Annotated in this window: 24 protein-coding genes; all 24 read right to left on the bottom strand. The window is 50.0% G+C overall.

Going from position 1 to position 26576, the window contains the following annotated elements; genetic code table 11:
* Positions 1-65 precede the first annotated feature (65 nt).
* Positions 66-2711 carry a DNA polymerase I gene (gene polA / locus WMO65_RS18890; protein WP_148393563.1) on the bottom strand — a complete coding sequence of 882 codons (2646 nt, stop codon included), beginning with the start codon at positions 2709-2711 and terminating at the stop codon, positions 66-68.
* A 31-nt stretch (positions 2712-2742) separates the two neighbouring features.
* On the bottom strand, positions 2743-3213 hold the full coding sequence (locus WMO65_RS18885) for an acyl-CoA thioesterase (protein WP_033143371.1): 471 nt from the start codon (positions 3211-3213) through the stop codon (positions 2743-2745).
* A 130-nt stretch (positions 3214-3343) separates the two neighbouring features.
* Positions 3344-4834 (bottom strand): UDP-glucose--hexose-1-phosphate uridylyltransferase, encoded by a 1491-nt coding sequence (gene galT / locus WMO65_RS18880; RefSeq protein ID WP_148393562.1) that lies wholly within the window; start codon positions 4832-4834, stop codon positions 3344-3346.
* Between the two features lie 17 nt (positions 4835-4851).
* Positions 4852-6021, bottom strand: a complete 1170-nt coding sequence (locus WMO65_RS18875; protein ID WP_054352456.1) for a galactokinase — start codon at positions 6019-6021, stop codon at positions 4852-4854.
* 115 nt (positions 6022-6136) lie between these two features.
* Positions 6137-7048 (bottom strand): ArsR/SmtB family transcription factor, encoded by a 912-nt coding sequence (locus tag WMO65_RS18870; RefSeq protein ID WP_148393561.1) that lies wholly within the window; start codon positions 7046-7048, stop codon positions 6137-6139.
* 152 nt (positions 7049-7200) lie between these two features.
* Positions 7201-9342, bottom strand: coding sequence for a DUF6449 domain-containing protein (locus tag WMO65_RS18865; RefSeq protein ID WP_033143367.1), 2142 nt, complete (start codon positions 9340-9342; stop codon positions 7201-7203).
* Complete coding sequence (locus WMO65_RS18860) at positions 9317-10219, bottom strand: ABC transporter ATP-binding protein (RefSeq protein ID WP_033143366.1); 903 nt, start codon at positions 10217-10219, stop codon at positions 9317-9319. The genes WMO65_RS18865 and WMO65_RS18860 overlap by 26 nt, the downstream gene beginning before the upstream one ends.
* Entirely contained in the window at positions 10212-10586 is a 375-nt protein-coding gene (locus WMO65_RS18855) for a GntR family transcriptional regulator (protein ID WP_033143365.1), read from the bottom strand. Before WMO65_RS18855 ends, WMO65_RS18860 begins: the two co-directional genes overlap by 8 nt.
* A gap of 246 nt (positions 10587-10832) precedes the next feature.
* Positions 10833-11243 carry an acyl-CoA thioesterase gene (locus WMO65_RS18850; protein WP_054352454.1) on the bottom strand — a complete coding sequence of 137 codons (411 nt, stop codon included), beginning with the start codon at positions 11241-11243 and terminating at the stop codon, positions 10833-10835.
* A 16-nt stretch (positions 11244-11259) separates the two neighbouring features.
* On the bottom strand, positions 11260-11730 hold the full coding sequence (locus WMO65_RS18845) for a hypothetical protein (RefSeq protein WP_054352453.1): 471 nt from the start codon (positions 11728-11730) through the stop codon (positions 11260-11262).
* Between the two features lie 24 nt (positions 11731-11754).
* Complete coding sequence (locus tag WMO65_RS18840) at positions 11755-12696, bottom strand: 2-hydroxyacid dehydrogenase (protein ID WP_033143362.1); 942 nt, start codon at positions 12694-12696, stop codon at positions 11755-11757.
* 67 nt (positions 12697-12763) lie between these two features.
* Positions 12764-14086, bottom strand: coding sequence for an aspartate kinase (locus tag WMO65_RS18835; RefSeq protein WP_033143361.1), 1323 nt, complete (start codon positions 14084-14086; stop codon positions 12764-12766).
* Between the two features lie 86 nt (positions 14087-14172).
* Positions 14173-15342: an aminotransferase class I/II-fold pyridoxal phosphate-dependent enzyme gene (locus WMO65_RS18830; protein WP_148393560.1), complete on the bottom strand. Its 1170-nt coding sequence runs from the start codon at positions 15340-15342 to the stop codon at positions 14173-14175.
* Positions 15339-15833: an Lrp/AsnC family transcriptional regulator gene (locus tag WMO65_RS18825; protein ID WP_033143359.1), complete on the bottom strand. Its 495-nt coding sequence runs from the start codon at positions 15831-15833 to the stop codon at positions 15339-15341. Before WMO65_RS18825 ends, WMO65_RS18830 begins: the two co-directional genes overlap by 4 nt.
* Positions 15834-16005: 172 nt before the next feature.
* Positions 16006-17067 carry a sulfate/molybdate ABC transporter ATP-binding protein gene (locus WMO65_RS18820; RefSeq protein WP_148393559.1) on the bottom strand — a complete coding sequence of 354 codons (1062 nt, stop codon included), beginning with the start codon at positions 17065-17067 and terminating at the stop codon, positions 16006-16008.
* A complete protein-coding gene (gene modB, locus WMO65_RS18815) occupies positions 17064-17750 on the bottom strand; it encodes a molybdate ABC transporter permease subunit (RefSeq protein ID WP_033143357.1) in 687 nt (228 codons plus the stop codon). The genes WMO65_RS18820 and modB overlap by 4 nt, the downstream gene beginning before the upstream one ends.
* A gap of 73 nt (positions 17751-17823) precedes the next feature.
* Positions 17824-18744: a molybdate ABC transporter substrate-binding protein gene (gene modA, locus WMO65_RS18810; RefSeq protein WP_148393558.1), complete on the bottom strand. Its 921-nt coding sequence runs from the start codon at positions 18742-18744 to the stop codon at positions 17824-17826.
* Positions 18745-18875: 131 nt separating this feature from the next.
* Complete coding sequence (locus WMO65_RS18805; protein WP_148393557.1) at positions 18876-19817, bottom strand: XdhC family protein; 942 nt, start codon at positions 19815-19817, stop codon at positions 18876-18878.
* A gap of 3 nt (positions 19818-19820) precedes the next feature.
* Positions 19821-20855 (bottom strand): molybdopterin-binding protein, encoded by a 1035-nt coding sequence (locus WMO65_RS18800; protein WP_148393556.1) that lies wholly within the window; start codon positions 20853-20855, stop codon positions 19821-19823.
* A gap of 129 nt (positions 20856-20984) precedes the next feature.
* On the bottom strand, positions 20985-21884 hold the full coding sequence (locus WMO65_RS18795) for a DMT family transporter (protein WP_148393555.1): 900 nt from the start codon (positions 21882-21884) through the stop codon (positions 20985-20987).
* Complete coding sequence (locus WMO65_RS18790; RefSeq protein ID WP_306799927.1) at positions 21871-23313, bottom strand: MATE family efflux transporter; 1443 nt, start codon at positions 23311-23313, stop codon at positions 21871-21873. The genes WMO65_RS18795 and WMO65_RS18790 overlap by 14 nt, the downstream gene beginning before the upstream one ends.
* A 195-nt stretch (positions 23314-23508) precedes the next feature.
* The gene (locus WMO65_RS18785; protein ID WP_148393554.1) at positions 23509-23937 is read right to left on the bottom strand and encodes a hypothetical protein; all 429 of its coding nucleotides are present in this window, start codon (positions 23935-23937) and stop codon (positions 23509-23511) included.
* Positions 23934-24509 carry a TetR/AcrR family transcriptional regulator gene (locus WMO65_RS18780; protein ID WP_148393553.1) on the bottom strand — a complete coding sequence of 192 codons (576 nt, stop codon included), beginning with the start codon at positions 24507-24509 and terminating at the stop codon, positions 23934-23936. Before WMO65_RS18780 ends, WMO65_RS18785 begins: the two co-directional genes overlap by 4 nt.
* Positions 24510-24935: 426 nt before the next feature.
* Positions 24936-26312, bottom strand: coding sequence for an MATE family efflux transporter (locus WMO65_RS18775; RefSeq protein WP_148393552.1), 1377 nt, complete (start codon positions 26310-26312; stop codon positions 24936-24938).
* Positions 26313-26576 lie beyond the last annotated feature (264 nt).

Raw genomic sequence — 26576 nt, 5'->3', positions numbered from 1 at the left:
CCGGGGATTTTCATGCCTTCGGCCTGAAAACACCTGACGGGACAGCGGCGTGTGAACAGCAGCATTTATTTCGCCTCATACCAGTTGCTGCCTGTGTGCATGTCGATTTCCAGGGATACCGCCAGGCTGGCGGCATTTTTCATCTCTTTTTCCAGAATCGCGGATACCTGTTCCTTCTCATCCTCTGCAGTCTCCACCAGAAGCTCATCGTGCACCTGCAGAAGCAGACGTGATTTTAAATGCTGTTCCTTCAGAGCTTTCCATACCCGTATCATGGCGATTTTAATAATATCAGCCGCGGTTCCCTGAATGGGCGAGTTCATGGCCACACGCTCGCCGAAGGAGCGCTGCATGAAATTGCTGGATTTCAGCTCAGGAACAGGACGCCGTCTGCCGAACATGGTGGTCACATATCCCTTCTCTTTTGCTTCGGTCACCAGCCCGTCCAAAAATCCCTTGATCTTCGGGTATGTCTCAAAATAATTCTCGATATATTGGGCAGCCTCTTTTCTGGTAATGCTCAAATCCTGGGATAAGCCGAAAGAGCTGATTCCATAGACGATTCCGAAGTTGACTGCCTTGGCGTTTCTCCTCTGCAGATCCGTCACCTCATCGAAAGGCACGTGGAATACCTGGGAGGCTGTCATACGGTGGATGTCCTGGGCCTCCTGATAGGCCTGGATCAGCTTTTCATCCCCTGACATATGCGCCAGCACACGCAGCTCGATCTGGGAGTAATCCGCGTCGGTAAACACATACCCGTCTTTTGGGATAAATACCTTCCGAATCAGCCTGCCAAGCTCCATGCGGATGGGAATGTTCTGCAGATTCGGTTCTGTGCTGCTGATACGCCCTGTAGCCGTGATGGTCTGGTTAAAGGTGGAGTGGATTCTCTCATCCGCACCGATATAGACAGCCAGCCCATCCGCATAGGTGGATTTCAGCTTTGCAAGCTGTCTGTATTCCAGAATATCTGCTACCAGCTTATGGTCAGGGGCCAGCTTTTCCAGCACGTCCGCCGCAGTGGAATATCCTGTCTTGGTCTTCTTGCCGCCAGGCAGCTGCAGCTTCTCAAATAAGATAACGCCAAGCTGTTTGGGGGAATTGATATTGAACTCCTCCCCTGCCTCCCGGTAGATCTCCTTCTCCAGCTCCTGAATCCTCACGTAAAGCTGGTCCCCATATTCTTTTAAAGCCTGGGCATTCACACGGATTCCCTCCTTCTCCATGTCAGAGAGGGTAAAGAGAAGAGGCATCTCTATGTCCGTGAACAGGTGCAGCATTTTTGTCTCCTCCAAAGCCTTTTTCAGAGGCTCCCTGCTTTTCAGGGCAACGTAAGCCATGTAGCAGACAGACAATGCTGCCTGTTCCTCCTGTTCTTTCATTCCCTTTGTATAATTCAGTTTTCCCAGAAGGTCTTCCTTCGCGGGAAGCATCTCTCCCAGGTACTCTTTTGCAATGTCATCGTAAGTGTAGGAAGATTTCAGCGGATTCAGCAGATAGGCCGCGATCCCCGCGTCAAACATCTTCGTGTGGTTCTCCAGGTTCATCTGACGCAGCATGGATTTCACATCCAGAGAAGATACCATGGCTGCCTCCTGACAGAGCATCTGTGCCTGCTCCAGCAGATAGGCCTCTGTGAGAAAACCCTGGGGCAGGAAGCAGTAGGACACAACGCGCTCCCCATCCCTGCAGGCAAGGCCCATCCCCAAAAATACACCGTTCTCCTTCAGGATATGGAGTCCCAGCTCCGGCGTTGTCCTGGCCTTTGCAAAGATCTCCTCAGCCTTATCAAGCTCTGTCACTGTTGAAAAGCTCTTCTGGGCCTCTGCCGGGGCACTGGTATCCTCAAAACGGGAAAGGAAGTTTTTAAATTCCAGCTCCTTGAAGAACTCATAGGCTTCCTGGGTGTAAAAATCCTTGATCCTGGCACTGTCCCAGTCGTAATCCACCGGACTGTCCGTATTGATAGTTGCCAGCTTTTTGCTCAAAACAGCCAGGTCATAATGCTCCAGAAAAGCGTTCTTCGCCTTGTTGGGCTTGATGTCCTCCGCATGGGCGTGGGCATTTTCCACACTTCCGTATTCCAGCAGGATCTTGGTGGCTGTCTTCTCCCCGACTCCCGGAAGTCCCGGAATGTTGTCAGAGGCATCCCCCATGAGCGCTTTCAGTTCAATGATCTGCTCAGGGCTTAACTGGTATTTTTCTTTCACGTCATCAGCGAAATAATCCTCCACTGTGGTCTTGCCGAATCTGGTCTTTGGGATTCTGATGCAGATATGGCTGCTGGCAAGCTGCAGAAGGTCCCTGTCCCCGGAGAGGACTGTGACCTCCATGCCTTTTGCCTCACTTTTCTTAGCCAGAGTACCCAGTAAGTCATCCGCCTCATACCCCTCCATGGAGATCATACAGACACCCATGGCTGCCAGCACATCCTTCATCACAGGCACCTGCTCCCTCAGCTCCTGTGGCATGGGTTTTCTGGTGCCTTTGTAGGCATCATACATCTGGTGCCTGAAGGTGGGCGCGTGCAGATCAAAGGCTACGGTCAGGTAATCCGGCTTCTCCTCCTCTATGGTCTTGAACAGGATGTTTAAAAAGCCATATATGGCATTAGTGTGAAGCCCCTCTGAGTTGGTAAGCTCCGGCAGGCCGTAATAAGCTCTGTTCAGTATACTGTGTCCGTCTATCAGCAGGATTTTTTCGCTCATCTTTATCTCCTTTATTTATCAATATCTCAACTCAATACCCTTCTATTCGCCGCTGTTTGCGAAGGGCATAGCGTTTTTCGCCGCCTTCCCACTCGGCTTTTTCCGCCTCGGTCTCCACCAGCAGGCCCGGTACCGGTATGGGATGCTGGCAGTCATCCACTGCCACCATGACCACGTAGGCACGGTTGATGATCTTTCGGATTCCCCGGCGGCTCTCCACATAGGTATCCACACGCACTTCCATGGAAGTGCGCCCCACATGGGTGATCTTTCCCCGCAGAACGATCACATCGTCCACAGAGGCACTTTCTTTAAAATTCAGGTTATCTATGGCAGCAGTCGTGATCTCGGATTCGCTGTGCCGCATGGCTACTATGCTGGCGATCTCGTCGATCCAGCCCATGAGCTGTCCGCCGAAAAGCTTTCCGTAGCCATTCAGATACTTGGGACGCATGAGATACGTCTGCTCTGTCTGGGAATCTGCTACCCTTTTCTCTTTCATACCTTGTATTCACACTCTCTTCTGTCTGTTTAGCCGGAATTTCCGGCAATATAAAATTAGTATAGCATATCTTTAACAAAAAAGACAGGCACCCGACCTGTCTTTTTTGTATCTTATTATAACCGATATTTTATAATGTGGCAAGGAATTTTCGGAATGCAGCTCTTCCCTCAGGGGTACATTTGTACACGCCTGCGTCCTCCAGCACCTTGACGAAGACCTGTCCTACCTCTTCCTGGAGAATGTCCATCACGTTGTCCTGATTGATATCCTTGTATTTGGGCAGGAAATCTTTTACCCAGTCCGCATGCTTCTGAAGCATCTCATTTTCCGCAGGGTCTCTGCCTTCCAGAATATAGGATGCCAGCAGCTCCAGCTCGTCTTTCAGTCTTGCCGGAAGTACAGCCAGCCCCATTACCTCGATCAGGCCGATGTTCTCCTTCTTAATGTGATGATACTCTGCGTGCGGATGATAGACACCAAGGGGGTGCTCCTCTGTGGTAATGTTGTTTCTCAGTGTCAGATCCAGTTCAAAGGTGTCTCCAACCTTTCTTGCGATGGGAGTGATGGTATTGTGCGGTTCTCCGTCTGTCTCGGCAAAGACAAAAGCATCCGCATCGGTGTAGCCTCTCCAGTTTTCAAGCACATGTGACGCCAGGTCAATGAGGCGCTTCTCATCCCTGTGACGGATACGGAGCACGGACAATGGCCAGTGCACAATGCCGGCCTCCACATCCTCATAACCCGGTATGGTCACACTCTCCTCCATGGGTGCTTTCGCCATGGCAAAGGTATAATGCCCTCCCTGGAAATGGTCATGGCTCAGTATAGAGCCGCCTACGATAGGCAGATCCGCATTGGAGCCCAGGAAATAGTGAGGGAACAGTTTTACAAAGTCAAAGAGCTTCACAAAGGCGTTTCTCTCGATCTTCATGGGCACATGCTGTCCGTTGAACACAATGCAGTGCTCATTATAGTACACATACGGGGAATACTGGAAGCCCCAGCCGCTGTCATTGATGGTGATGGGGATGATCCTGTGGTTTTCTCTGGCCGGATGGTTCAGACGGCCTGCGTATCCCTCATTCTCCATACAGAGAAGACATTTCGGATAGCTGCTCTGCTTTGCATTTTTAGCTGCTGCGATGGCTTTCGGATCTTTTTCCGGTTTTGACAGGTTAATGGTGATATCAATGGTGCCGTACGGGCTGTCCACCGTCCATTTTCTGTCCTTTTTGATCCGATAGCGGCGGATGTAATCGCTGTCCTGGCTCAGCTTATAGAAGAAATCCGTGGCTGTCTCCGGGGATTTATCGTATTCCTTCCAGAATTTTTCCTGCACCTGTGCCGGACGCGGCATAAGGCAGTTCATGATCTTGGTGTCAAACAGGTCGCGGTAGCCGATACTGTCTTCAATAAGGCCGCGCTTTACAGCTTCATCAAGGAGTTCACCCAGAGTTTCCTCCAGGTCCACATTCTCATACTCCTCTGCCGGTTCCTCGTAATCGTCCTGACGGAATAAATCCAGAAGCAGGTTGATGGTATAATTTCTCTCACATGCAGGCACCAGGCCTGTCTCCAATCCGTACTGCACAAGTTTTTTAATACTGTTGTTTAACATAGTATTTCCCCTTCCTGTTATCCGATTCTTCTGGCCCCGTCACCAATCTCCACTCTGTAGAAATCCGCACCGTAACCAATTTTCTTCTTATAAAAAGAGCCCACATTCCGTATAAACGCATCCACAAAGCCGTCCTCCACAATACTGACCGTACAGCCGCCAAAGCCTGCACCTGTCATGCGGGATCCCAGGACGCCGGGCTGGTTCCAGGCTGCCTCTGCCAGGGTATCCAGCTCCCTTCCCGTAACTTCGTAGTCATCTCTCAGTGAGATGTGTGACTCATTCATAAGCCTGCCGAACAGCTTCAGGTCATGCTCCCTGAGAGCCTTTTCCGCCTGTATGGTCCGCTGGTTCTCATAGACCGCATGGCGTGCACGCCTGACATGCACCGGGTCTTTGATGATCTCCTTGACCTCCTCGAAAGCCTCCTCCGTCAATTCGCCCAGTGAACGAATATTTACGATTGACTGAAGCTCCCGAAGCGCTGCCTCGCATTCCCTTCTTCTTTCATTGTATTTGGAATCTGTCAGCCTTCTTTTCTTGTTGCTGACAGAGATGAGAAGGGAAGCATTTCCCAGTTTGATGGGCACATATTTATAATCCAGATCGCTGGTGTCCAGGAAAATTGCATGGCCTTTCTTCCCCATGGCCACAGTAAACTGGTCCATGATTCCGCAGTTCATACCGCAGAATTTATTCTCCGCATACTGTCCGAAAAGGGCCATATCTGTTTTGCTCATATCCGAAAAGCCAAACAGATCTTTTAAAACCATAGCCATAAGAAGCTCTATGGATGCGGAGGAGGAAAGCCCTGAACCATTGGGAATATTGCCGCCGATCACCAGGTCAAGCCCTCTCTCCACAGGGTATCCCTTGGAGCAGAAGGTCCAGATAACACCTTTCAGATAGTTGGTCCACCCTGCCCTGTCATGATAGGCCAGGTCATCCAGGCTGGTCTCAAAAACCCCCGCGTTGCTGAAATTCTCGGAGTAAAGGCGCAGTTTCCGGTCATTCCGGATTCTCGCCGCTCCATATGTACCGTTTGTGAGGGCACAGGGAAATACATGTCCTCCATTGTAGTCTGTGTGCTCCCCGATGAGGTTCACACGGCCGGGTGAAAAATAGAAACGGATGTCGCCGTCTGCGCCAAACAGCTCGCAAAACCGGTTTTGCAGTTTTCGCTTCATCCTCCCTACCTCCTATGTTCCAATATAACTGATGCATTCTGCAGGCACATTAGTTATATTAATTTTGTTTTAAAACAATTTTCCTGTTCCTATTATAACACAGGAAATATTTTTTTCAATATTCAATCCGCATAAGGATATCCTGGGGGTAATCCCCAAAACTGCTGCCGAAGATATTGACACCGCCGATATGCTCCGCATCCTCCTTGATGCCGATACGCACCGAGATGTAAGGGCCTTCCACAAGATCATATCCGGATACCGGAACGTCGCTCACCTTCACGCCGTCCAGATACGTTCCCTCTGTATCCATCACCCATTTTTTCAGATTGCCGTACTGGGAATTCTTATCTTCCCACCAGTCCGGATTCAGCTTGCCTCTTCTGACTCCGAAGTCACTGGGACAGGCCCAGGTTCCCGCGTCCACGCCGTTGACCCACAGTGTGATGTCTGAGGGACAGTCCAGATCATAATCTGCGGTTTCTGAACACAGCTCCGCGGATATCTCCAAACGCTTTACCAGGCTTCCCTGAATCCCCGCATTGGGGAACCGGTATTCCAGATAACCGGAGGAGAACCAAACCAGCTTGGCAGTGGTCCGCCTTGGATCATAAAAGCACCGTGGCTCGTCTTCCCCGTCAATATACTCCTCATCATTGACCATGCCGCAGGTGGGCGTTATTTTATAATCCACATAATTGCCCACAGGCATGGAAATGAGTTCCTCATGCTTTTTTCCTTTTGCCTGCTGCAGATGAACCACCAGTTCCTCGTTCTGCCGGATGCAGAGCTTCATGGAGCCCCGGACCCCGGGTTTTAACTCGGTTCTGATAAGTCCTGCTTCCTCCAGTACACGGACATTTAAAGCTGCTGAGGAGGGCGGAATCTGCAGAATCTCCGCGATCTCATTGACGCACAGGGGATTTTCATCCAGAAGCTTCAGGATACGAATCCGAATCTCTGAGGCGAGCGCCTTTCCCACCAGCATCAGTTCCTTTTCATTCTCAAAGGATAATTGTCTCTTCATGTTGTTTTCCTCTTCCTTCCGCCGGATATCACTGGGGCCGGAATCATTGATATTTCTATTTTACCCTCTTTGTTCCTGCCTTGTCAACCACGACAAAGAGCTGCCGCACATGCATGCGGCAGCCCCTGTTTTTATATATCTCAGACGGTTCGTCAATCTTCGGTTTTTAAAACTTTTTTCACACAGGAAGGCGGGTTATTGCTGAGGAAAATCCCCTCTTTTGTCTCGCCCTGGCCATCCTTCCAGTAAATGCGCACACCCTTTGTATAATCCGGATAGTTGTCAAGGGCCGGATTGCTGTACTGGTCAAAAAGAGAATTTTCCAGAATTTCTTTTATATCCTTCCGGTCTGAGAAGGTGTATTCCTCCTCTTTTCCGTAGTTATCCGCTGAAACCAGTACGATTTTTTCTATCTTGTCCAAATCTTTGGCGGTATAGACCGTGCACCCTGCCTCCTCTAAAAGCTTTCTTGTGTTTACAAATCCTTCATACAGAGGAAGTGTCTGGGTCTGGGTGTCATCATAGACCACGGTTCCATATTCATATTTTTCGTTTGTTTCCCCTGTCAGACTTTCCACGTACAAAAAGCCCACCACCTGCTGTTTCGTGCTGTCCTCAAAGCTTAAGCTCTCCCATTCACTTTTGTAGGTCTTAAATATATTCTTCATCATTTCTGCAGAGGTTGTGACCTGACGGTTGGAAGAGTATATGTCCTTGAGAGATATCTCTGTGATCTTGTCCTCATCTATAAATTCCACAGGAAGAGTCTGCTCTTTGTATTCCCAGCTGTCATAAATTTTACCCATCAGGGAGACCGCCTGCTCATCCTGCTTGATCTCATAATACCGGTAGACGTCTCTTCCTGATTTTAAGTGATATTTCACACAGTAGTAGAGTACGCTCTCTCCGTCCTGCACCTTCGGAAAACCGCCGTCTTTTTCCTGGACTTCCACACCCATTTTCGCCAGATCGTAAATACTTTCAAAATCCTCGAATTTCGTGTTGTCAAGATAGGATTTCATCCGGCTGCTTCCCTGGTAATACACGGAATTGTAGGGATAGCTGTACAGACCGTTTATTTTCTCAATGTAGACAGACATATACTCTATCTTGTTCTCTTTCGGAAGATACGTGTCCATCCCCAGGACGTCAAAGCGGTAGATGACAGTTATAACTGCCAGCATTCCCAGCACCACGCCCGTGGAAAGGCGGGGGCGCAGGCTTTCTTTGATATCCATGCGGTACAGAAAATCCATGGCAGTGGACAGTACCCACGCCGAAAACACGAGGATCATAACAAACCAGATAAATACATGTGTCCCGATTCCGGAGCTGACGCCAATGGCAAACAGAATGGAAAACGGAAATACCACCGCAATCTTAATGACCGGCTCCAGTTTCTTAAAAGCGATGGCCTTGTTATGGCTCTCTGACGGCCGCAGGCGGTACACCAGGATACAGAGCAGCAGAATCACAAGTGCAAGGACCGCGCCGATCCCGCACCATACCCACGGGGTTTTTCTCTCTGTCACTCTCACTGCCTTTACCGCCTCTAAAGCAGCCATATAATAGGCATAAAGCGGTGAGAAGGTCCACCCGCCTCCATGGAAGGAAATCCTCATAAAACTGAAGCTTCCGCCATACAGCATGGTGGGCACCACAGTCTGGAAAAACCGTTCGGACATGCTTATAAAAACTTCTTTTATGATAAATCCATAGCTTAAAAAAGCAGCATATGCCATAGCCCCGGTAAACAGGTTTCCGGTAAGCGTCACAGCCAGTATGGCCACATGATAAAATACCAGAAAGAATACCATATGGGTCAGAAACGCCCCCAGTGCCAGTGAAACGGCGTGTGCGGGAAAGGTTCCCTTAACCGCTCCGGCCAGCAGTGCCAGAAGCAGGTTGATAAGATACGGTACGGCAAAGATCAGAATCCCGCTCACATAAGGCACAAAGAATATCCGTTCCCTTTTCAGAGGAAGACTGTGGTAAAAATCCGTCTTCTCCCTGGAGTACAGATAATGATATCCTGTCATTCCCAGACAGAACGCAGCAATCACCACAAAAAACAGCAGAAACACATTGTCAAACCCTGTGGTGTTCAGAAATACATCCGCCGCTTGTTTTTCCATCTCTTTCGGTTTCAGCCCCAGGGCAGCCACATTGTCCAGACGCATCATAATCTGGACCGGAAGTGTCATCAGCAGTACAAGAAATGTGACAAGAAGCCATGCGCCTCTTTCCTTCACATTCTGCATCACCATCTTAGTAAAAGAGATCTTTGATGTCATATCCCGCTACCTCCGTTTCACTGATAAAGATTTCTTCCAGGGTCAGCGGAATCATCTCCGCAAATACCGGGAACTTGCTCTCCACGATTTCCATGATCTTGTCCTTCTCCCCGCGGACAACCATGGTCATGAGGGACAGCCGCTTCTCATGCTGCACCACTTCCAGTTCCCTTAAAAGTTCTTCCTCCAGCACAGGATTCTGGATGACACACTGGATTTTATGAATGTGAAGCTTCATATCCTCCACCTCTCTTGACAAAAGGACGCCGCCTTTGTGGAGAAGTCCCACATGGTCACAGATATCCTCCAGTTCCCTTAAGTTGTGGGAGGCGATCACAGGGGTAAACTCCCGCTCTGTCACTTCATAGGCCAGTATACTCTTGGCTGCCTGCCGCATCACCGGGTCCAGACCGTCAAAGGTTTCATCACAGAAAAGATACTTTGTGCCCGCGCAGACGCCCAGAAGCATGGATACCTGGCGCTTCATTCCCTTGGAAAGGGTATGTATCTTTCTTCCGGTGTCCAGATCCAGCCTTTTTGCCAGCTCGTCAAACCGTTTCCTGTCAAATTTCGGATAGTAAACAGCATACCAGTCAGCCATGGATCTTCCTGTGGCATTCGGAATAAAATACGCACTGTCCGGCAGAAAGAAAATCTCCTGCTTTATCTCCTCCTGTTCAAAGACAGGCTTTCCGTCTATTTTAACACTCCCCTGATCCGGTTTCAGAACACCGGACAAAAGACGCAGAAAGGTACTCTTACCTGCACCGTTTGTTCCTGCCAGACCAAATATGCTGTTATCCGGAATCTCAATGTCGATGTTGTCCACTGCCTTGATCTCCCCAAAGGCTTTAGACAGATGTTCTGCTTTAATCATGGCTAACCTCCTCGTACAGCGCCGCAGTCCGGCTCACACACTCCTCTTTTGTAACGCCCAGCTCAATCCCTTCCCGAATGACGATCCTCAGCTTCTGGAAAAAGTTATCCTTCTTCTGTTCCACAAGATTCCTGCTGCCGGACACAAAATTTCCCCTTCCCTTAACGGGGTAGATATATCCTTGCTGCTCCAGGATCGTATATGCTTTCTGAATGGTATTGGGGTTGATGGACAGCTCCGTTGCCAGAGAACGGACAGAAGGCATCTGAGAGTCCGGTTCCAGCACGCCTCTTACGATCAGCATCTGAAAGCGCTCTACAATTTGTTCGTAAATCGGTTTTCGGTTCTGGTAATCAATCACAATCATAGAGTTTCCTCTTTTCTTTATTGGTCCGATTTATGTGTATCTAGTGTACTATGTGTCTTAGTACACTTACAGTATAAAAAAATTCCGCCCCCTTGTCAAGAGGAAACGGAAATTTTATTTTGTGGCTTTTTTGGCTTAAGCGGACGTCTTAGTTGCAGTTAACGGTTAGCTCGGCCGAGCGTTGCGGGTGTTTGCGTGAGAGAAGCCAGGGGCCGGGTGACGTCCGGTCAAAGAAACCCCGACATTCTATTTCACACACTCTTCCAGCATTTTATGATACCCCGGACTCCTTTTCTTCAGAGAAAGGATATTACCGTCCCTGTCAAGAAAACAGTGCTTTGAGCTTCCCACTGCCCGAACCTCCCCGGTGTCCGCGCTGCTGACCGTATATGCCAGCTCCAGCCGGATACCGTTATATTTTGTCAGCGCCACGGCAATCGCCACAGTCTCTCCGAAATGCGTCATAGTCCTGTACTCACAGGACACGGAGAGCACCGGGCTTATGATTCCCTCTGCCTCCATCCTGTCATATCCCATCCCCAGCTTCTCAAGGAAATCTGTCCTCGCCTCCTCAAACCAGCGGATATAATTGGAGTGATGTACGATTCCCATCTGGTCTGTCTCATAATACTGGGTCTTATGTCTGTAAACTTCCATATCTGCCCACTCTCTTCTACAAATTCTCAGCCTCTATATTCTGCTTATTGCGGTAAGCGCCGTACAGATACAGCCCGTGGATCACTACCCATAAGATAAAGGAAAGACTGAAAGAGCTTCTCAGCATCACAATATTGATGATATTCGATATCAGAATACACGCAAGAAGGATAATGCCCATGATAAACGGCAGCTTCTCTTTTCCCTTGATGCCGTTGAACATCATGGCAATGAGGCCTGCAGCCAGCATGGCGGCTCCCAGCACCACAGTCACCAAAACGGAAATGGTCATCTCCTGCATGGTCACTGTAATATGATTGGTCTTCTCTATCTCATCCAGTACTTCCTGGCCCTTGGAAAACAGGACATACATGGACAGCAGACCGTTTGACAGGTTCATAGCACCCATGATCAGCTCCACAAGTCCAACCCACTTCAGCATCCCGTTCTTCTTGTTCCTGTTATTCATGTTCATATATTTGTTCATTTTGCTTCCTCCTGCTGTCAGCTTCTATATGACATTCTGGGGGGTTCCCGCCTCCCAGGCTTTTACATTGCCAAAAACCGTGTGTGCGCGCTTCACCATAGCCTCTTTTGTGGCAAATGCCACATGCGGGGTGGCGATGAGGTTTTTCACCTGCAAAAGAGGATGGTCAGACGCCACCGGAGGCTCTGTCTCAAAAACATCCACAGCGGCACCTGCGATCTGCCCTGTCTGAAGGGCATTGGCAAGGGCAGTGCTGTCCACCACCGGACCTCTGGCTGTATTGATGAGTATCGCGCTCTTTTTCATGAGCGCCAGCTCCTCTTTCCCGATCAGTCCCCTGGTCTCTTCTGTCAATGGCACATGGAGTGAAATAATATCACAGGATGCCAAAAGCTTTTCAAGAGGCAGATAGACCACTCCCGGCAGTTCTTTCTCTGTTCTGCTGAAAGCAAAGACCTGACAGCCGAAAGCCCGGGCGATCTTTGCCGTGCGCATGCCGATGGCACCGGTGCCCACCACTCCGAATTTCTTGCCTTCCAGCTCCATGCCCACAAGGCCGTCCTTGGTCCCTCCCTGTCTCACAACATCGTTGCAGGGAATCAGATTTCTGTACAGCGCGATCACCATGCCGAACACCAGGTCCGCAACCGCTGCCGTGGAATATCCGGCACAGTTGCATACAGTCACACCCTTTTCCCGGCACGCGGACAGATCAATATGGTCCACGCCTGTAAATGCCACGGAGAGAAGTTTCAGCTTATCACATCCGCGGATAACCTCCCCGTTCATGGGAAGGTTGGACACCACGATGATGTCCGCATCCTTTCCCCTCTCGATCAGGGTCGCTGTATCCGTAACTTTTGTGTCATAGTATATAATTTCCACCCGGTCAGATACATATTCCCCGGCAATTGCCAGAAGCTTTTCTTTCTCCACGCCAAGCGGCTCAATGATAACCAGTTTCATGTTGTTCTTATGTCCTCTTTTCTCAATTTCAGCCTTTTCCCGGCAGTTTCGCCAAGCACGGCTATTCTTAAAGCTGTGTTGTCACAAAAATGTCGTAAATCGCCTTCACTGCCCCTTCAAAGTCCTCATTCTTCACGCCGATGATCACATTCAGCTCACTGGAGCCCTGGTCGATCATTTTTACATTGATATTGGCGTGTGCCAGTGCAGCGAAGATTCTGGCTGCGGTTCCTCTGTTGGAACGCATGCCGCGGCCAACCACCGCGATCAGTGCCAGATCAGACTCCAGCTCCATGTAATCCGGATTTACCATACGGTGAATGCCGGCGATCACCTGCTGCTCTTTCTCCGCGAACTCATCCTGATGGATAAACACAGTCATGGTGTCAATACCTGAAGGCACATGTTCAAAAGAGATTCCCTGCTCTTCCAAAACCTGCAGCACTTTTCTGCCGAATCCGATCTCGGAGTTCATCAGGGATTTTTCAATAAAGAGGGAACAGAAACCTTTTTTGCCCGCTATACCGGTGATTGTGTAAGCCGGCTTTTTGCAGGTGTCCTCCACGATCATGGTTCCCGCGTCATCCGGCGCGTTGGTGTTCCTGATATTGATGGGGATTCCGGCTTTTCGCACAGGGAAGATTGCCTCCTCGTGAAGCACGGTGGCGCCCATGTAGGACAGCTCGCGCAGCTCACGGTAGGTGATGGTGTCAATGACTTTGGGTTCCTTGATGATCCTGGGGTCTGTCACGAGAAATCCTGATACGTCTGTCCAGTTCTCATACAGGTCCACATCCAGCGCCCCGGAGACAATGGAACCGGTAATGTCAGAACCGCCCCTTGAGAAAGTCTTGACCGTGCCGTCCTCCATAGCGCCGTAAAAGCCCGGCACTACCACATACTCCATGTTTTTCAGGCACTCTCTGGTGAGACGGTTGGTCATCTCCGCGTCAAACTGTCCCTCGCCGTCAAAACGGATGATGCGGGCAGCATCCACAAACTCAAAGCCCAGGTAATCTGCCATGACCTTTCCGTTTAAGAACTCGCCGCGGGAAGCTGCGTACTCCTCGCCGATCTGTTTTTTGAAATTCTCTTCAATAAGGCCAAAATCCTCTTCCAGGGAAATGGACAGCTCCAGGCCGTCTATGATCTCCTGATAACGGCTCTTGATCTCCGAAAGAAGAGCCTGAAACTCCGCTCCCCCTTTCTCTGCTGCCTGGTAGCACTGATATAATAAATCGGTGACCTTCGTGTCAGCGGAAAAACGCTTTCCCGGTGCGGAGGGCACAACATATCTTCTGCTCTCATCCGCACGGATGATCTCGCCGACTTTCCGGAACTGTTCTGCGCTGGCAAGGGAACTGCCGCCGAATTTTACCACTTTTCTCATTTCTTTCAAATCCTCCCTGTAACTCTTTTATAAATTAAAGTATAAAACTTATAATATAATCTGATTCGCCAATTGTCCAGTATTTTCTACTTATTTTGACGTATTTTTTTCAGAAAAGCCTCAATCCTGGCAAGGGCTGCTTTCAGTTCTTCTATAGAATAGGCATAGGATATCCTGATAAATCCCTCACCGCAGTCCCCGAACGCGCTGCCCGGAACAACAGCCACCTTTTCCTCCCTGAGAAGCTCTGTGGCGAATTCTTCCGAACTCATGCCGAATTCCGAGATATCCGGGAATATGTAGAAAGCGCCTCTCGGTTCAAAGCAGGGAATCTGAAGCCGCTCCATCTCGTGAAGCAGAAAACGTCTTCTCTGGTCATAGGCCAGCCGCATTTCCATCACGTCGGAATTGCCGTTTTTCAGGGCGCTCACCGCAGCGTACTGACTTGTGGTGGGAGAGGACATGATGGCAAACTGATGAAGCTTCACCATCTGCTCCATGATCTCCTTCGGTGCCAGGGCATAGCCAAGTCTCCAGCCTGTCATGGCATAGGATTTGGAAAATCCGTTGATGACCACACATCTCTTCCGCATTCCCGGAAGGGAGGCAATGCTCACATGCCTGGAATTGTAAGTCAGCTCACTATAAATCTCATCGGAGATCACCAGCAGATCATGCTTCTCAATAATGCCCAGAAGAGCCTCCAAGTCCTCTTTTTCCATAATGGCGCCTGTGGGGTTGTTCGGATAGGACAAAAGCAGCACCTTCGTCTTAGGCGTAATGGCTGCCTCCAGCTCCCGGGGCTTCAGACGAAACGCGTTCTCAGCCTTCAAAGGGATGGTCACCGGCACGCCCCCTGCAAGCTGCACACAGGGCACATAGGACACAAACGCCGGTTCAGGGATGATCACCTCATCCCCCGATTCCAAAACAGTCCGAAATGCAATGTCAATGGCCTCGCTTCCGCCCACGGTTACCATGATCTCAGATGCCGGGTCATAGGTGAGCTGCAATCTGTCCTCTATGTATCTGCTGATCTCCTGTCTCAAAGGCATAAGTCCCGCATTGGAGGTGTAAAAGGTCTTCCCTGCCTTCAGGGAACGGATTCCCTCCTCACGGATATGCCAGGGAGTGTCAAAATCCGGCTCCCCCACGCCCAGGGAGATGGCATCCGGCATTTCGCTCACAATGTCGAAAAACTTCCGGATTCCGGATGGCTTGATCTGTTTTACTTTCTCTGTGACAAATTCTCTCATAAAGTGATCACCATTCTTCCGTCCTGCTTTTTCCTTGCAAGGTTAACTCCCTGCTCCTTATATTTTGTAAGGGTGAAATATGTAGCCGTACTCTGCACCTCCTCTATAGACGCCAGATTTTCTGAAACGAAAAGGGAGATGTCCTTGATGCTCTTTCCTCTTAAAAGCACTAAAAAGTCGTAAGCCCCTGACATAAGGTACAAGGTCTCCACCTGGGGATACTGGTAGATCTGTTCTGCTATCTTGTTGTACCCGTCGCCGCCCTGGGGTGTGACCTTCAGCTCGATCAGTGCTGTCACGGAATCATCATTTTCCTTATCCCAGTTGATGAGGGTGTGGTATCCGCAGATAATGCCCTCTTTTTCCAGCGCAGAGATCATATCCGCCGCTGTCTGCTCATCGGTTCCTGTCATGACTGCAATCTCCGCAGGGGAAAGCCTGCTGTTTTTCTCCAAAATATTTAAAACCTGTCTTCTCAAATCCTGTTCCATATAATCCTCTCCTGTCCTGCAAGGCGGTGTGTTTCCGCCTGTTTTCGTGTGCCGAAAAAATAAAAACCTGCCCGGACATTCTGCCGCGCAGGTTTGTTTTGATTGGGCATAAATGTTTTTATTAGTTTACGCCGTAATCGTTCTGTTGTCAATTATCTTCTGCTGCCCGGCCTCACGGCCTGTCTGTGAGAAGCAGCACATCCTCCGGGGAAACCCTGAGAAATTCCGGGACTTTCCCCTCCATGCCGGCCCATTTCTCCTTTGCCATTTTCCACCAAATCTGTTCGCGCCTGTCATGTCCCGGCATTCCCTTTTTCCGGATGACTACATTCATCTCAAAGGGGGATTCCACGGTCTCCACCAGTTCAGCGGGAAACGTATTTTCCCGGCTGTCATCCTGACAGGCAATAAAATAATGCGCCCGGATTCCCACTGAGGAAACCGCATCCGGTACTTGTTTCCCCGCAGTCAGCACAATTCCCCAGTCAAGCGCCTCCACGTGAGTATCATCCAGCTTTCTGGCTCTGGAAAAGTTCTTACAGCCCGTCAGACGCGCAGCAGCCACACAGCCCGGATAACGGAAGATCTCCTTTGTGGGTCCCATACGAATCTTCTCCCCGCCGTCCATAATAAGCAGATCCCCGCACAAACGGTATACCTCATCCCTGTTGTGGGTGACAAGGATCATATCCTTTTTGCAGTCCTTCAGAAAATCCAGCATCTGCACCTGGAGCTGTTCCTTCAGATAATAGTCCAGGGCAGAGAAAGGTTCATCCAGAAGCAGTGCCTCCGGCTCATTTGCCATCATGCGGGCAAGTGCTGTCCTCTGCTTCTGTCCGCCGGAGAGCTGATGGGGATACTGGTCCTCCAGCCCTTCCAACTGGAAGTTCTGTATCTGTTCCTCTGCCATCCTCTCTTTATCCTTCCCCCTGACAGCGCAGCTTATGTTCTGTTTGACCGTCATATTGGGAAAAAGGGCGTAATCCTGAAAAAGATATCCCACCTTCCTGTCCCTGGGCTTCAGGTTGATCTTCTTCTCCGAGTCAAAAAGTGTTCTGCCGTTTAATAGGATTCTCCCCTCGTCAGGCGTCACAATGCCTGCAATGCTCTTTAATGTCATGCTCTTGCCGCAGCCGGAGGCTCCCAGGATTCCCAGAAGACCTTCTCCTGTCTCAAAGCGGACCTGCAGGGAGAATCCCTTCCATCTTTTTTTGATATCCACCTGCAGACTCATGCTTTCTTTCCCCGCTTTCCGTATGTTCTCTCTTTCGCTGTAAAATAATTCATGAGGACTACCACCAGGAAGGAGACCAGTAAAATGATCATGACATATTTGTAGGCGGTATCCATATCCCCTGCTGCCACTGCGGAATAGACAGCCAGAGGCAGAGTTCTTGTCTTGCCTGCTATATTTCCCGCGATCATGGCTGTAGCCCCAAACTCGCCCAGTCCTCTGGCAAAAGCCAGAATGCCACCGCCTGCAATGCCCGGAAGCGCCGCCGGAAACATAACCTTCCAGAAGATCCGCCACTCGGAAAATCCCAGGGTCCTGGCTGCAAATATCAGGTTTTCATCCACCTGTTCCAGTGCACCCCTGGCGGAACGGTACATGAGCGGAAAGGAGATCACCACTGCCGCCAGCACGGTCGCTCCCCAGGAAAATGCGATCTTAACGCCAAAATACTCAACAAAAAAAGCCCCGATCGGGCGCCGGATTCCAAATAAATATAGGAGGAAGAATCCGGCCACAGTCGGCGGGAGAACCAGAGGCAGGGTAAAAATACCGTCCAGCACCATCTTGATCTTCTCGTTTTTGAGCCCTGCCACCAGCTTGGCTGCCGCCAAACCGATGAAAAAAACGATGACAATGGTAAGTGATGCCGTCTTAACTGATATCCATATCGGTGAGTAATCCATATCTGCCTGTCCCCCTGTAGAATAATGGCACAGCCGGCTTATGCAGACCGGCCATGCCTGAATGCTGTGATCATTATTTCACTGGTGTAAAACCATATTCCTCAAATACTGCTGACGCCTCGTCGGAGGCAAGGAAATCCAGGAAGAGCTGTGCTGCCTCCTTTTTTGCGGAGCTTGTCACAATACCTGCCGGATAAATAACCTTTTGTGCAAGGCTTCCCTCCGGTGCTTCCGCAACGACTGCCAGGCTGTCCTTCTTGGTGGCTGCGTCTGTGGCGTATACAATGCCTGCATCCGCGCTTCCCTCAGATACCCAGTTGAGTACCTCTGTCACATTGGTACCCAGACTGGCTTTTGCAGATACCTGGTCCCAGAGTCCGAGACTTGTGAGTGCCTCCCGCGCGTACTGTCCTGCAGGCACACTCTCCGGGTCTCCCACTGCCACTGTCTCCGCGTTCACCACGTCCTCAAATTTTGTGTATGCGTCCTTCTTATCTGAAGGAACCACAAGAACGATCTTGTTCTCCAGCAGATGCTTAACGGAATCCCTGTCAATCAGGTTCTCATCCTTCAGGGCAGTCATCTGTTTTTCCGCTGCGGAGAAGAATAAGTCCGCATCCATGCCGGATTCTATCTGAGTCTGAAGCTTTCCGGAACTGTCATAGGTGCCCTCCACTGTAATGTTTGGGTGCTGCTTTTGGAACATGGGAATCAGCTCATCCTTCATGGAATATTCCAGGCTGGCTGCCGCTGCCATCAATATGGTGACCGGCTCCTCTGCATCCTTTTTCTCCCCGTTATCTGTTGTCTCATCGTCTGCTGCCTTTGCCTCGTCTTTGCCCTCTGCGTCGTCCTTACTTTCTATGTTGTCCTTTGTCTCTGTCTTCGGCGCTGTTTTTTCTGCAGTTTCCTGGCTGTTGTCACTGCCGCATGCTGCGGTCATCATAGCTGACGCCAAAAAAATACCCAAAAGGCCTGCTGTTCTTTTTTTCATAGTGAATCCTCCCTGACTCTTGTCCGATCATCGTGTTATTTCCGGCTCCTTCAACACTGGCCGCAAGTTTGCTGTCCGTCAAAACTCCTGTGCACATCCCGCCCGGCGGTCGCAAAACAGCCTGCCTGCTGTCAAAGCTTTTCAAACAACACTTTTACCTTTCCGCCGCAGACCATCCCAAGGGTGGCTGCTTTGGAATTGGAAAGATCATATTCCCGGATGGAAAAACCGCCCGCATCTGAAAAGTTTCGGGCTTCTTTCACCGCAGCAAATTCTATGGGCCCGCCGCCGATGGTTCCGTATATGCTTCCGTCTCGGCATACCACCATCCGCGTAGCCTCTCCCCGGGGGGAAGACCCTGATTTTTCCACCACGGTTACCATGGTCACGGCATTTTCATCCCGGATACCCCTGAGCACTTCCTCCTCCAGGGTCTTGCGGGGATATTTGTTTTTCTCCTGAATGATCTCCGCGCAGATGCTCACACCGATCTCCGCAGGGGTCTGGGCGCTGATGGCAAGGCCAATGGGCGCATGGATCTTCCGAATCTCTTCTTCTTCCACTCCATCCTGCCGCAGCCGTTCAAAAGACATGGCAACCTTTCCCCTGCTGCCGATCATGCCCACGTAGTCTCTCTTCTTCTTCAAAATAGAACGAAGACAACGGTAGTCATCCTTGTGCCCTCTGGTCACAATAATGTAATAGGCATGTTCTCCAAAATCACGCTGCTCCAGACCCTCTTCAAAATCCATACACAGGATCTCATCCGCTTCGGGAAACCGCTCCCGATTGGCGAACTCCTCTCTCCCGTCGATCACCGTCACATGGAAATCCAGCAATTTTAAAAAGCGCACTAGTGCCAGGGAGACATGCCCTCCGCCGCAGACAACGGCCCGGCTTCTCCCGTAGAGCGTTTCCCTGTATACATGTTCCCCCGGAGGAAGCATGCGCTCCTCCCCGGTGAGTATTTTCTTCTGTCCGGCCTGTTCCCCCATAAGCGTGGTCTCAATAGTGATCTCATCTGTCTGAGCAAACAGCGCGGCGATCTGCAGATACATTTCTCTGTCAGCCATATATTATCTTCCTTTTCCGAACCCGCAGTTGGGGAAGGTACAGACATCGCAGTTCAGACATAATCCGCCCTCGCCAAGAGCTGCCAGTTCTTCTTTTTCTATCGGGTCATCCGCCATGAGCCTGGGCAGTACCAGATCAAATACGGTTCTCTTTGCATACATAACGCATCCCGGAAGTCCCACAATGGGAATACGCTTCCCGTCTTTCTTATAATAGGCCACCAAAAGCATGGCTCCCGGCAGCACCGGTGCCCCGTAGGAAATGATCTCAGCCCCTGTATCCTTAATAGCTCCCGGCGTGCGGTCATCCGGGTCCACACTCATACCGCCAGTACAGACCACCATATCCGCACCCTGCTCTATAAAGGAAAGGATCTCCTCTGTGATCTTCTCCTTGTCATCCCCCGGATACACCTGGCCCATCACTGTTGTGGGGAATTCCCCCAGCTTCTCCTCGATCACAGGACCGAAGGTATCCTGGATCAGGCCCTTGGAAATCTCGCTGCCTGTGGTCACAATACCCACCTTTTTCTCCCGATAGGGCAGGATCTGAAAAACAGGACCACCCTTCGCGGCCTCTTTCGCCCTTGTCATCTTCTCCTCCTCGATGACAAGGGGAATGATGCGCATGCCAGCCAGCTTGTCTCCCTTTTTTACCGGAAAATCACCATGGCGGGAGGCAATCATCATCTCTCCCAGGGAATTAACTGCCAGCAGTTTTTTTCTGTCTATTTTAAACAGCCCGTCTATCTGGGCCTTTAGCTCAATCTTTCCCTCTTTTATCTCCGATTCGGACATATATTCATTTTTGCAGATATCCCGCAGAATCTCGGCGCCCTCATTTTCATGGAGGATTCCCTCTGTCTTTTCCCAGACAAACAGGTGCTCCTTGCCCACAGATAAAAGTACAGGAATGTCTTCTTCCCTGACTACATGGCCTTTTCTGAACACAGGACCTTTCTTTTCTCCTTTAATGATCTGCGTGATATCATGGCAGAGAATATGTCCTGCCGCTTTTGTTGTTTCTATCTCTCTCATTTCCGCTTATCCCCGTTTTTCCCAATATTGTAAAACCGCTTTTCGGAATTGTCCGAAAAACGGTTCTTATTTTGTTTCTATTATTATACACGTTTCGCGCAATTAAAAAAGTTGTTTTGGCAACATTTTCTAATTATTTTTTTCTGCTGTCTTTCCTCTGTCTGAGAGGACCAGCCCCATAAGCACCATCACGGTTCCAAGAACAGACACCACCGATATTTTTTCGTGGAGGACAAGGACTGAAGCTGCAATGGTGACCACCGGAACCAGATACAGATAGACACTGGTTTTCACTGCGCCTACAATCTTCACCGCCAGATTCCAAGTCACAAAACAGAGGGCAGAGGCACACAGCCCCAAAAATAAAATATTTGCCAGCAGCACCGGATCTTTAAATCTGGAGAACTGCCAGCGGAAATCCATAAAGAACAGGGCCGGCAGCATAAAAAGAATGCCGTAGAAGAACACATGCCTGGTGATCTGAATGGTCTGATACCCGTAGCTGCTGATCTTCTTTATGAGCACAGAATAGCAGGCCCACACCACAGCCGCCAGAAGGGCTAGCACATCCCCTCTCGGATTCAGATGAAAGGACTTCTGCCCGTTGAAGCTGAGCAGAACAATACCTGCTATGCTGATCACAAATCCCACAAAAAATCCCATCTTCAGTTTCTCATCCCTCAGGAAAATAAATCCCAGAATGGCGGTGCAGAACGGTGCTGTCGCCACGATCACCCCCACATTTGACGCATAAGTATAGGTCAGCGCAATATTCTCCATAAGGAAATACAGGGTGACACCGCTGATTCCCGCAGCCACGAACAAAAACTCATGGCTTCTCTCTTTGATTCTCAGCCTTCTGTGATTCACCAGACAAAGCGCCGCAAAACCGATAAGGAACCGGAAAAGCAGAATTTCTATAGGTGTAAACTCGCGAAGCAGCACTTTTGTGGAAATAAATGTCGTTCCCCACACAGCCACTGTAAATAAAGCCATCAAATGACCTGCTGTCTTTTTACTCTCTTTCATAGGCTTCCCTCTCCAATTTCTTCATTCTCCACAGATAAGTGATCACAAGAGGCGCTGCAGCCGCAACCCAGGCCAGAGGGTCTGCCCAGCAGATTCCCTCAAAAGAGCCGAAATGGCGCGCGGTAAAAGCTGCCGCTGTCCTGGCTGCCAGCTCAGCCGCCCCTGCCATCATGGGTACAAAGCCAAATCCCATTCCCTGCAGAATATTTCTGTATATAAAAATGGACCCCAAAATCAGCATAAACGGCGCAATGATGGAAAAATACATCTCGCAGTACCCAAGCACGTCTGTCTGTCCGCTGTCAATGAACATGCGCACCATGTATTTGCCGAAAAAATGAAGGATCACAGTGACCAGCACGGCATACACAGCGGACATCCCTGTGGAGACCCTGGCTCCTTTTCTGATCCTTTCAAACCTTCCCGCCCCGATATTCTGTGAGGAATACGTTGCCATGGTAACACCGATGGAGATCATGGCCTGATTGATCAGCTGCATGACTTTTGTGGAGGCCGTAAAGCCGGCCACTGCCCTGGCTCCGAATCCATTGAGAGCACTCTGCAGGATCATGATTCCCAGCGCGGTAATGGAAAACTGTAGTCCCATGGGGATTCCCACCTTGATCTGAAAACGGACGGAATTTTTCTCCAGAACCCTGTGCTCCTTCTTCATATGCAGAAGCGGCACCTTTTTCACTATGTACACAAGGCACAGAATACCGGACACACCCTGGGAGATCACCGTAGCCACAGCCGCTCCCCTGGTCCCCATTTTCATGACCAGTATAAAAAACAGATCCAGGAAAATGTTCAGCACTGCCGCCAGGATCAGGAAATACAGCGGTATCCTGCTGTTTCCAAGCGCCCTTAAAAAGCTCGCCAGCAGGTTATAGAGCACCTGGGTCCAAATCCCCAGAAACACCACAAACAGATACTGGTAAGCATCCTGAAAAATCTCATCCGGGGTATTCATCAGGCGCAGCAGTCCCTTCAGCCCCGCCACGCTGACCACAGTCAGAATCACTGTGACCACAACTGCCAGCACGGAGGAGGAATAGACGGATTTCTTCATCCCGTCCATATTCCCCGCCCCGAACGTCCTTGAGGTGAGGACCGTAAATCCCGTCGTCAGCCCGTTTAAGAACCCCAGGATCAGAAACACAATACTGCCGGACATCCCCACTGCTGCCAGCGCGTTGACTCCCACCGTCCGTCCCACAATGATGGCGTCCACCATGTTATAGAGCTGCTGAAAAACATTGCCGATTATGAGGGGAATCGTAAAAGCCAGGATCAGCCGGAACGGACTGCCCTTTGTCATATCTTTTTCCATAACTGCCATAGTCTCCTTCTCTTCTATCATGTAATATTTCCGGCTGTCGGACAGGAGACGAACGGATGTTCCGTCCCTGGCACGTCTTCGGCGCATAGAAAAGTGCTCCGGACAAACCGGAACACTTTTTATAAGGCCACCTGTTTCCATCCGAACCGGTGTCTCTGCCCTTGATATGGCCGGGCATTTTAGCACACTCTGGTTCGGCATGTGCGGCAATTCGCTTGAAAGCAAGTATAGCACCAGTATTTTCAATTTTCAATCATAATCTGAAATTTATTTCCCTCTGTTTTACGCCTCCTGGGTGTTCCCTCTCATAACCCCCGCAAAATTCACCAGAAACAACCCGCCTGCCGTGAGAAGCGACGCCCCAAGCCCTGTATAAAATACAGCGATAAACACTTCCGGGCACCATCCTGACACCCGAAGCCCGATACCGAAGGTCATCATAAACACCATGATACAAAATGCCTTCTTATCAAAAAACTTCAGAAAGAACTGCTTTTCCTCCTCATATCCTGCAATCCTCACGGTATGCTTCCGCACCATCTTCCCAAACACAAAAATCTGGAACACCATATAAACCGCGGCTGACAGCAGAACATTCAGCACTCCGACATAGCTTTCGTAAACCTCCAGTCCAATCCGCAGAATATTCCCCCCAGCCACGGCCCATACGATCGCCGCGATCAGCAGCAGATAATTTTTTCTCACTTTCATCTCAAATCCTCCCGTTTCCTTCCATAAACCACACGCAGTATCAATTCCCTGAGAAACACAGCTCTGTCCGTCCCCCGCATCAGATCCTCCACCAGAAAATCCACCACAAACCTCACAAAATCCTCCGCCGAAAATCCATCACTCCAGACCTCGTCCGCCACAGCGCTGTCCCCCATAAGCACTGCCAGAAGCTCCTCTCTCATATGCCCCAGATACTCTTCCATCACCAGATGCCCCTTCTCCTTATCCCCCACAACAAAAGCATGCTCCGCCAAAAAGCCCTGTCCTTCCCCTCTGTTCTCCCCCATCCTCTCCAAAATACACTCCACAACCCCCAAAAAACTCTTCCCCTCTATCTTACTCAGCGGCACAAAGAATATCTCCTTCCACATCTCAACCACCACCGCGATCATCAGATCATTCTTCGTCGGAAAATAATTATAAATAGACCCCACCGCAATCCCACACTCCCTCGCGATTCCCCTCATACTGACCCCGTCTCCCTTCCCCACCTTCACCATCTCCCCCGCAGCCCTCAAAATCTCCTCTCTGGACGTCACAACCGTATTCACCTCAATCTCCTCCGCTCTTATATAAATTTTTTATTTTCAAACTGAACACTGTTCATTATACGCACAACTCCCCTATAAGTCAACTCCATTTTATTTTTATCCAAGTCACCCGCCCGAAGCCGCCAGGCGGTAAGAGAATGTTCCGGGGGCCTCTGTGCCTGCTGCCTCTTTGCAAAAGAGTGTTCCGCAGGAGGCTTGGACTTGCTTAGGAAAAAACAGACTCCCGGTCAAGGAGAAATTTCGGTTACCATCCGAAATTTCAGGGCAGTTAAGCTGCCCAGCCATAAAGGCTGGACAGCGGTTCTGCCCGGTTCCCTGACCGGGAGTCTGTTTTTTTTCTTAGCAAGTCTTGCCGACGAAGGCAGTCTTTTGCAAAGAGGCAGCAGGCACAGAGGCCCCCGGAACATTCCCTTCCCGCTGTCCGCCTTACCGTCTCACCCTCGCCTTCATCTCTCTCATCACTTTTCTAAACTGTACCCCAAATAAAACCCCCGTTGTCGTCACCGCCAGCATATCCGCCACCGGCTCCGCCAAAAACACCGCCATGGTCTTATCCCCAAAAAACATCGGCAATATATAAATCAGCGGTATCAACAAAATCACCTTCCGAAGCAAAGCCAGAAAAATCGACTCCTTAGCCTTCCCCAAAGCAATAAACGTCTGCTGGCACGCAATCTGAACCCCGAAAATACAGGACACCGCCATATAAATCTTCATCGCCCATTTCGTCGTCTGCGTCAGCTCCGGATTACTCGTAAAGATACCCGCAAATACCCCCGGTGCAAACATGGCCACAGCCCAGATAGCCACCGAATACACAACACAGGACCGCAGCAGCAGGAAAAACGCCCTCTTCACCCGGTCCGGATTCCCTGCTCCAAAATTATAACTCACAATCGGCTGTGACCCCTGGGTCAGCCCCTGAAGCGGCAGCATGGAAAACTGCATCACACTGGACAAGATCGTCATAGCCCCCACAGCCATATCCCCGCCATACTTCAGCAGAGAAGAGTTAAAGCAGATATTCAGTATACTCTCCGTAGACTGCATAATAAACGGCGACAGCCCCAGTGCCATACACGGAAAAAACACTCTCGGAGAAATCCTGAGATACTTTTTCTTAAGCCTGAGCGTTGTCTTCTTACCACACAAAAAACGAATCACCCACACAGCGGACACACCCTGTGAAATAATAGTTGCCAGTGCGGCTCCGCGCACCCCCATATGCATCCCGAAAATAAAGATGGGGTCAAGAACAATATTACACACAGCTCCGATCACCACACTCAGCATACTGACCGTGGCAAACCCCTGTGCCGTAATAAACGCATTCATACCAAGAGCCGCCTGCACAAACAGAGTACCCATGGCATAAATCTGCATATATGCTGTTGCATACGCAATGGTATTCTCACTTGCCCCGAACAAAAGCAGCAAATCTTTGGAAAATATCAGGAAAAATGCGGTCAGCAGCACCCCCGCTATGAGAAGTCCCATGGCACAGTTGCCCATGATCTCCTCCGCCTCATCTTTCTTTCCCTTTCCCATCATAATAGAAGAACGGGGCGCGCCGCCCATGCTCACCAGTGCCGCAAATGCGGAGATCAGCATGATCAGCGGAAAAGTAACACCCACACCTGTCAGGGCCTGTGCTCCATAACCGGGAATATGGCCGATATACATACGGTCCACCATATTGTAGAGCACATTTACCACCTGCGCTGTTATTGCAGGAACGGAAAGCCTGAATAACAACCGGCCTATCGGTTCCCTGCCTAAATCTGTCTCTTTCTTCTGTTTCATTTCTGCGCCTTCCTTACTTTATAATTTTCACTCTGTCAAAAAGCCGTGCGCACACACGGTTTTTCCCGGACAGAGTAAGTTGTTTAAAGCCAACTGTATTATATAGTAACACATCTGTATCCGTTTTTCCATATCCATAATCCAGTGCAAAATACCCGGCTGCAGAATCCTTCTTTTTGTATTTCAAATACAATCATTATCCTACCGCCCTTCGATATTCTTTTTTCAACTGTTCAAGTGTGTCTCCGAGAACCTTTCTTACGG

The sequence above is a fragment of the Blautia caccae genome (genome assembly GCF_040095955.1).
In the GTDB taxonomy this organism is placed as follows: Bacteria; Bacillota; Clostridia; order Lachnospirales; family Lachnospiraceae; genus Blautia; species Blautia celeris.
Note: the sequence above shows the minus strand (reverse complement) of the source record. Positions and strands in the feature narration are given on the sequence as shown.

Bases quoted from the DNA above. Each gene is read 5' to 3' on its own strand.
- WMO65_RS18865 (WP_033143367.1), bottom strand. From the start codon at position 9,342: ATGACATCAAAGATCTCTTTTACTAAGATGGTGATGCAGAATGTGAAG.
- WMO65_RS18875 (WP_054352456.1), bottom strand. From the start codon at position 6,021: ATGAAGCGAAAACTGCAAAACCGGTTTTGCGAGCTGTTTGGCGCAGAC.
- galT (WP_148393562.1), bottom strand. From the start codon at position 4,834: ATGTTAAACAACAGTATTAAAAAACTTGTGCAGTACGGATTGGAGACA.
- WMO65_RS18850 (WP_054352454.1), bottom strand. From the start codon at position 11,243: ATGGAAGTTTACAGACATAAGACCCAGTATTATGAGACAGACCAGATG.
- WMO65_RS18785 (WP_148393554.1), bottom strand. From the start codon at position 23,937: ATGAAAGTGAGAAAAAATTATCTGCTGCTGATCGCGGCGATCGTATGG.
- WMO65_RS18870 (WP_148393561.1), bottom strand. From the start codon at position 7,048: ATGAAGAGACAATTATCCTTTGAGAATGAAAAGGAACTGATGCTGGTG.
- WMO65_RS18800 (WP_148393556.1), bottom strand. From the start codon at position 20,855: ATGAGAGAGATAGAAACAACAAAAGCGGCAGGACATATTCTCTGCCAT.
- WMO65_RS18855 (WP_033143365.1), bottom strand. From the start codon at position 10,586: ATGATTGTGATTGATTACCAGAACCGAAAACCGATTTACGAACAAATT.
- WMO65_RS18835 (WP_033143361.1), bottom strand. From the start codon at position 14,086: ATGAGAAAAGTGGTAAAATTCGGCGGCAGTTCCCTTGCCAGCGCAGAA.
- WMO65_RS18795 (WP_148393555.1), bottom strand. From the start codon at position 21,884: ATGAAAGAGAGTAAAAAGACAGCAGGTCATTTGATGGCTTTATTTACA.
- modB (WP_033143357.1), bottom strand. From the start codon at position 17,750: ATGGATTACTCACCGATATGGATATCAGTTAAGACGGCATCACTTACC.
- WMO65_RS18885 (WP_033143371.1), bottom strand. From the start codon at position 3,213: ATGAAAGAGAAAAGGGTAGCAGATTCCCAGACAGAGCAGACGTATCTC.
- polA (WP_148393563.1), bottom strand. From the start codon at position 2,711: ATGAGCGAAAAAATCCTGCTGATAGACGGACACAGTATACTGAACAGA.
- WMO65_RS18790 (WP_306799927.1), bottom strand. From the start codon at position 23,313: ATGCGCCGAAGACGTGCCAGGGACGGAACATCCGTTCGTCTCCTGTCC.
- WMO65_RS18860 (WP_033143366.1), bottom strand. From the start codon at position 10,219: ATGATTAAAGCAGAACATCTGTCTAAAGCCTTTGGGGAGATCAAGGCA.
- WMO65_RS18830 (WP_148393560.1), bottom strand. From the start codon at position 15,342: ATGAGAGAATTTGTCACAGAGAAAGTAAAACAGATCAAGCCATCCGGA.
- modA (WP_148393558.1), bottom strand. From the start codon at position 18,744: ATGAAAAAAAGAACAGCAGGCCTTTTGGGTATTTTTTTGGCGTCAGCT.
- WMO65_RS18805 (WP_148393557.1), bottom strand. From the start codon at position 19,817: ATGGCTGACAGAGAAATGTATCTGCAGATCGCCGCGCTGTTTGCTCAG.
- WMO65_RS18775 (WP_148393552.1), bottom strand. From the start codon at position 26,312: ATGAAACAGAAGAAAGAGACAGATTTAGGCAGGGAACCGATAGGCCGG.
- WMO65_RS18820 (WP_148393559.1), bottom strand. From the start codon at position 17,067: ATGAGTCTGCAGGTGGATATCAAAAAAAGATGGAAGGGATTCTCCCTG.
- WMO65_RS18845 (WP_054352453.1), bottom strand. From the start codon at position 11,730: ATGAACAAATATATGAACATGAATAACAGGAACAAGAAGAACGGGATG.
- WMO65_RS18840 (WP_033143362.1), bottom strand. From the start codon at position 12,696: ATGAAACTGGTTATCATTGAGCCGCTTGGCGTGGAGAAAGAAAAGCTT.
- WMO65_RS18825 (WP_033143359.1), bottom strand. From the start codon at position 15,833: ATGGAACAGGATTTGAGAAGACAGGTTTTAAATATTTTGGAGAAAAAC.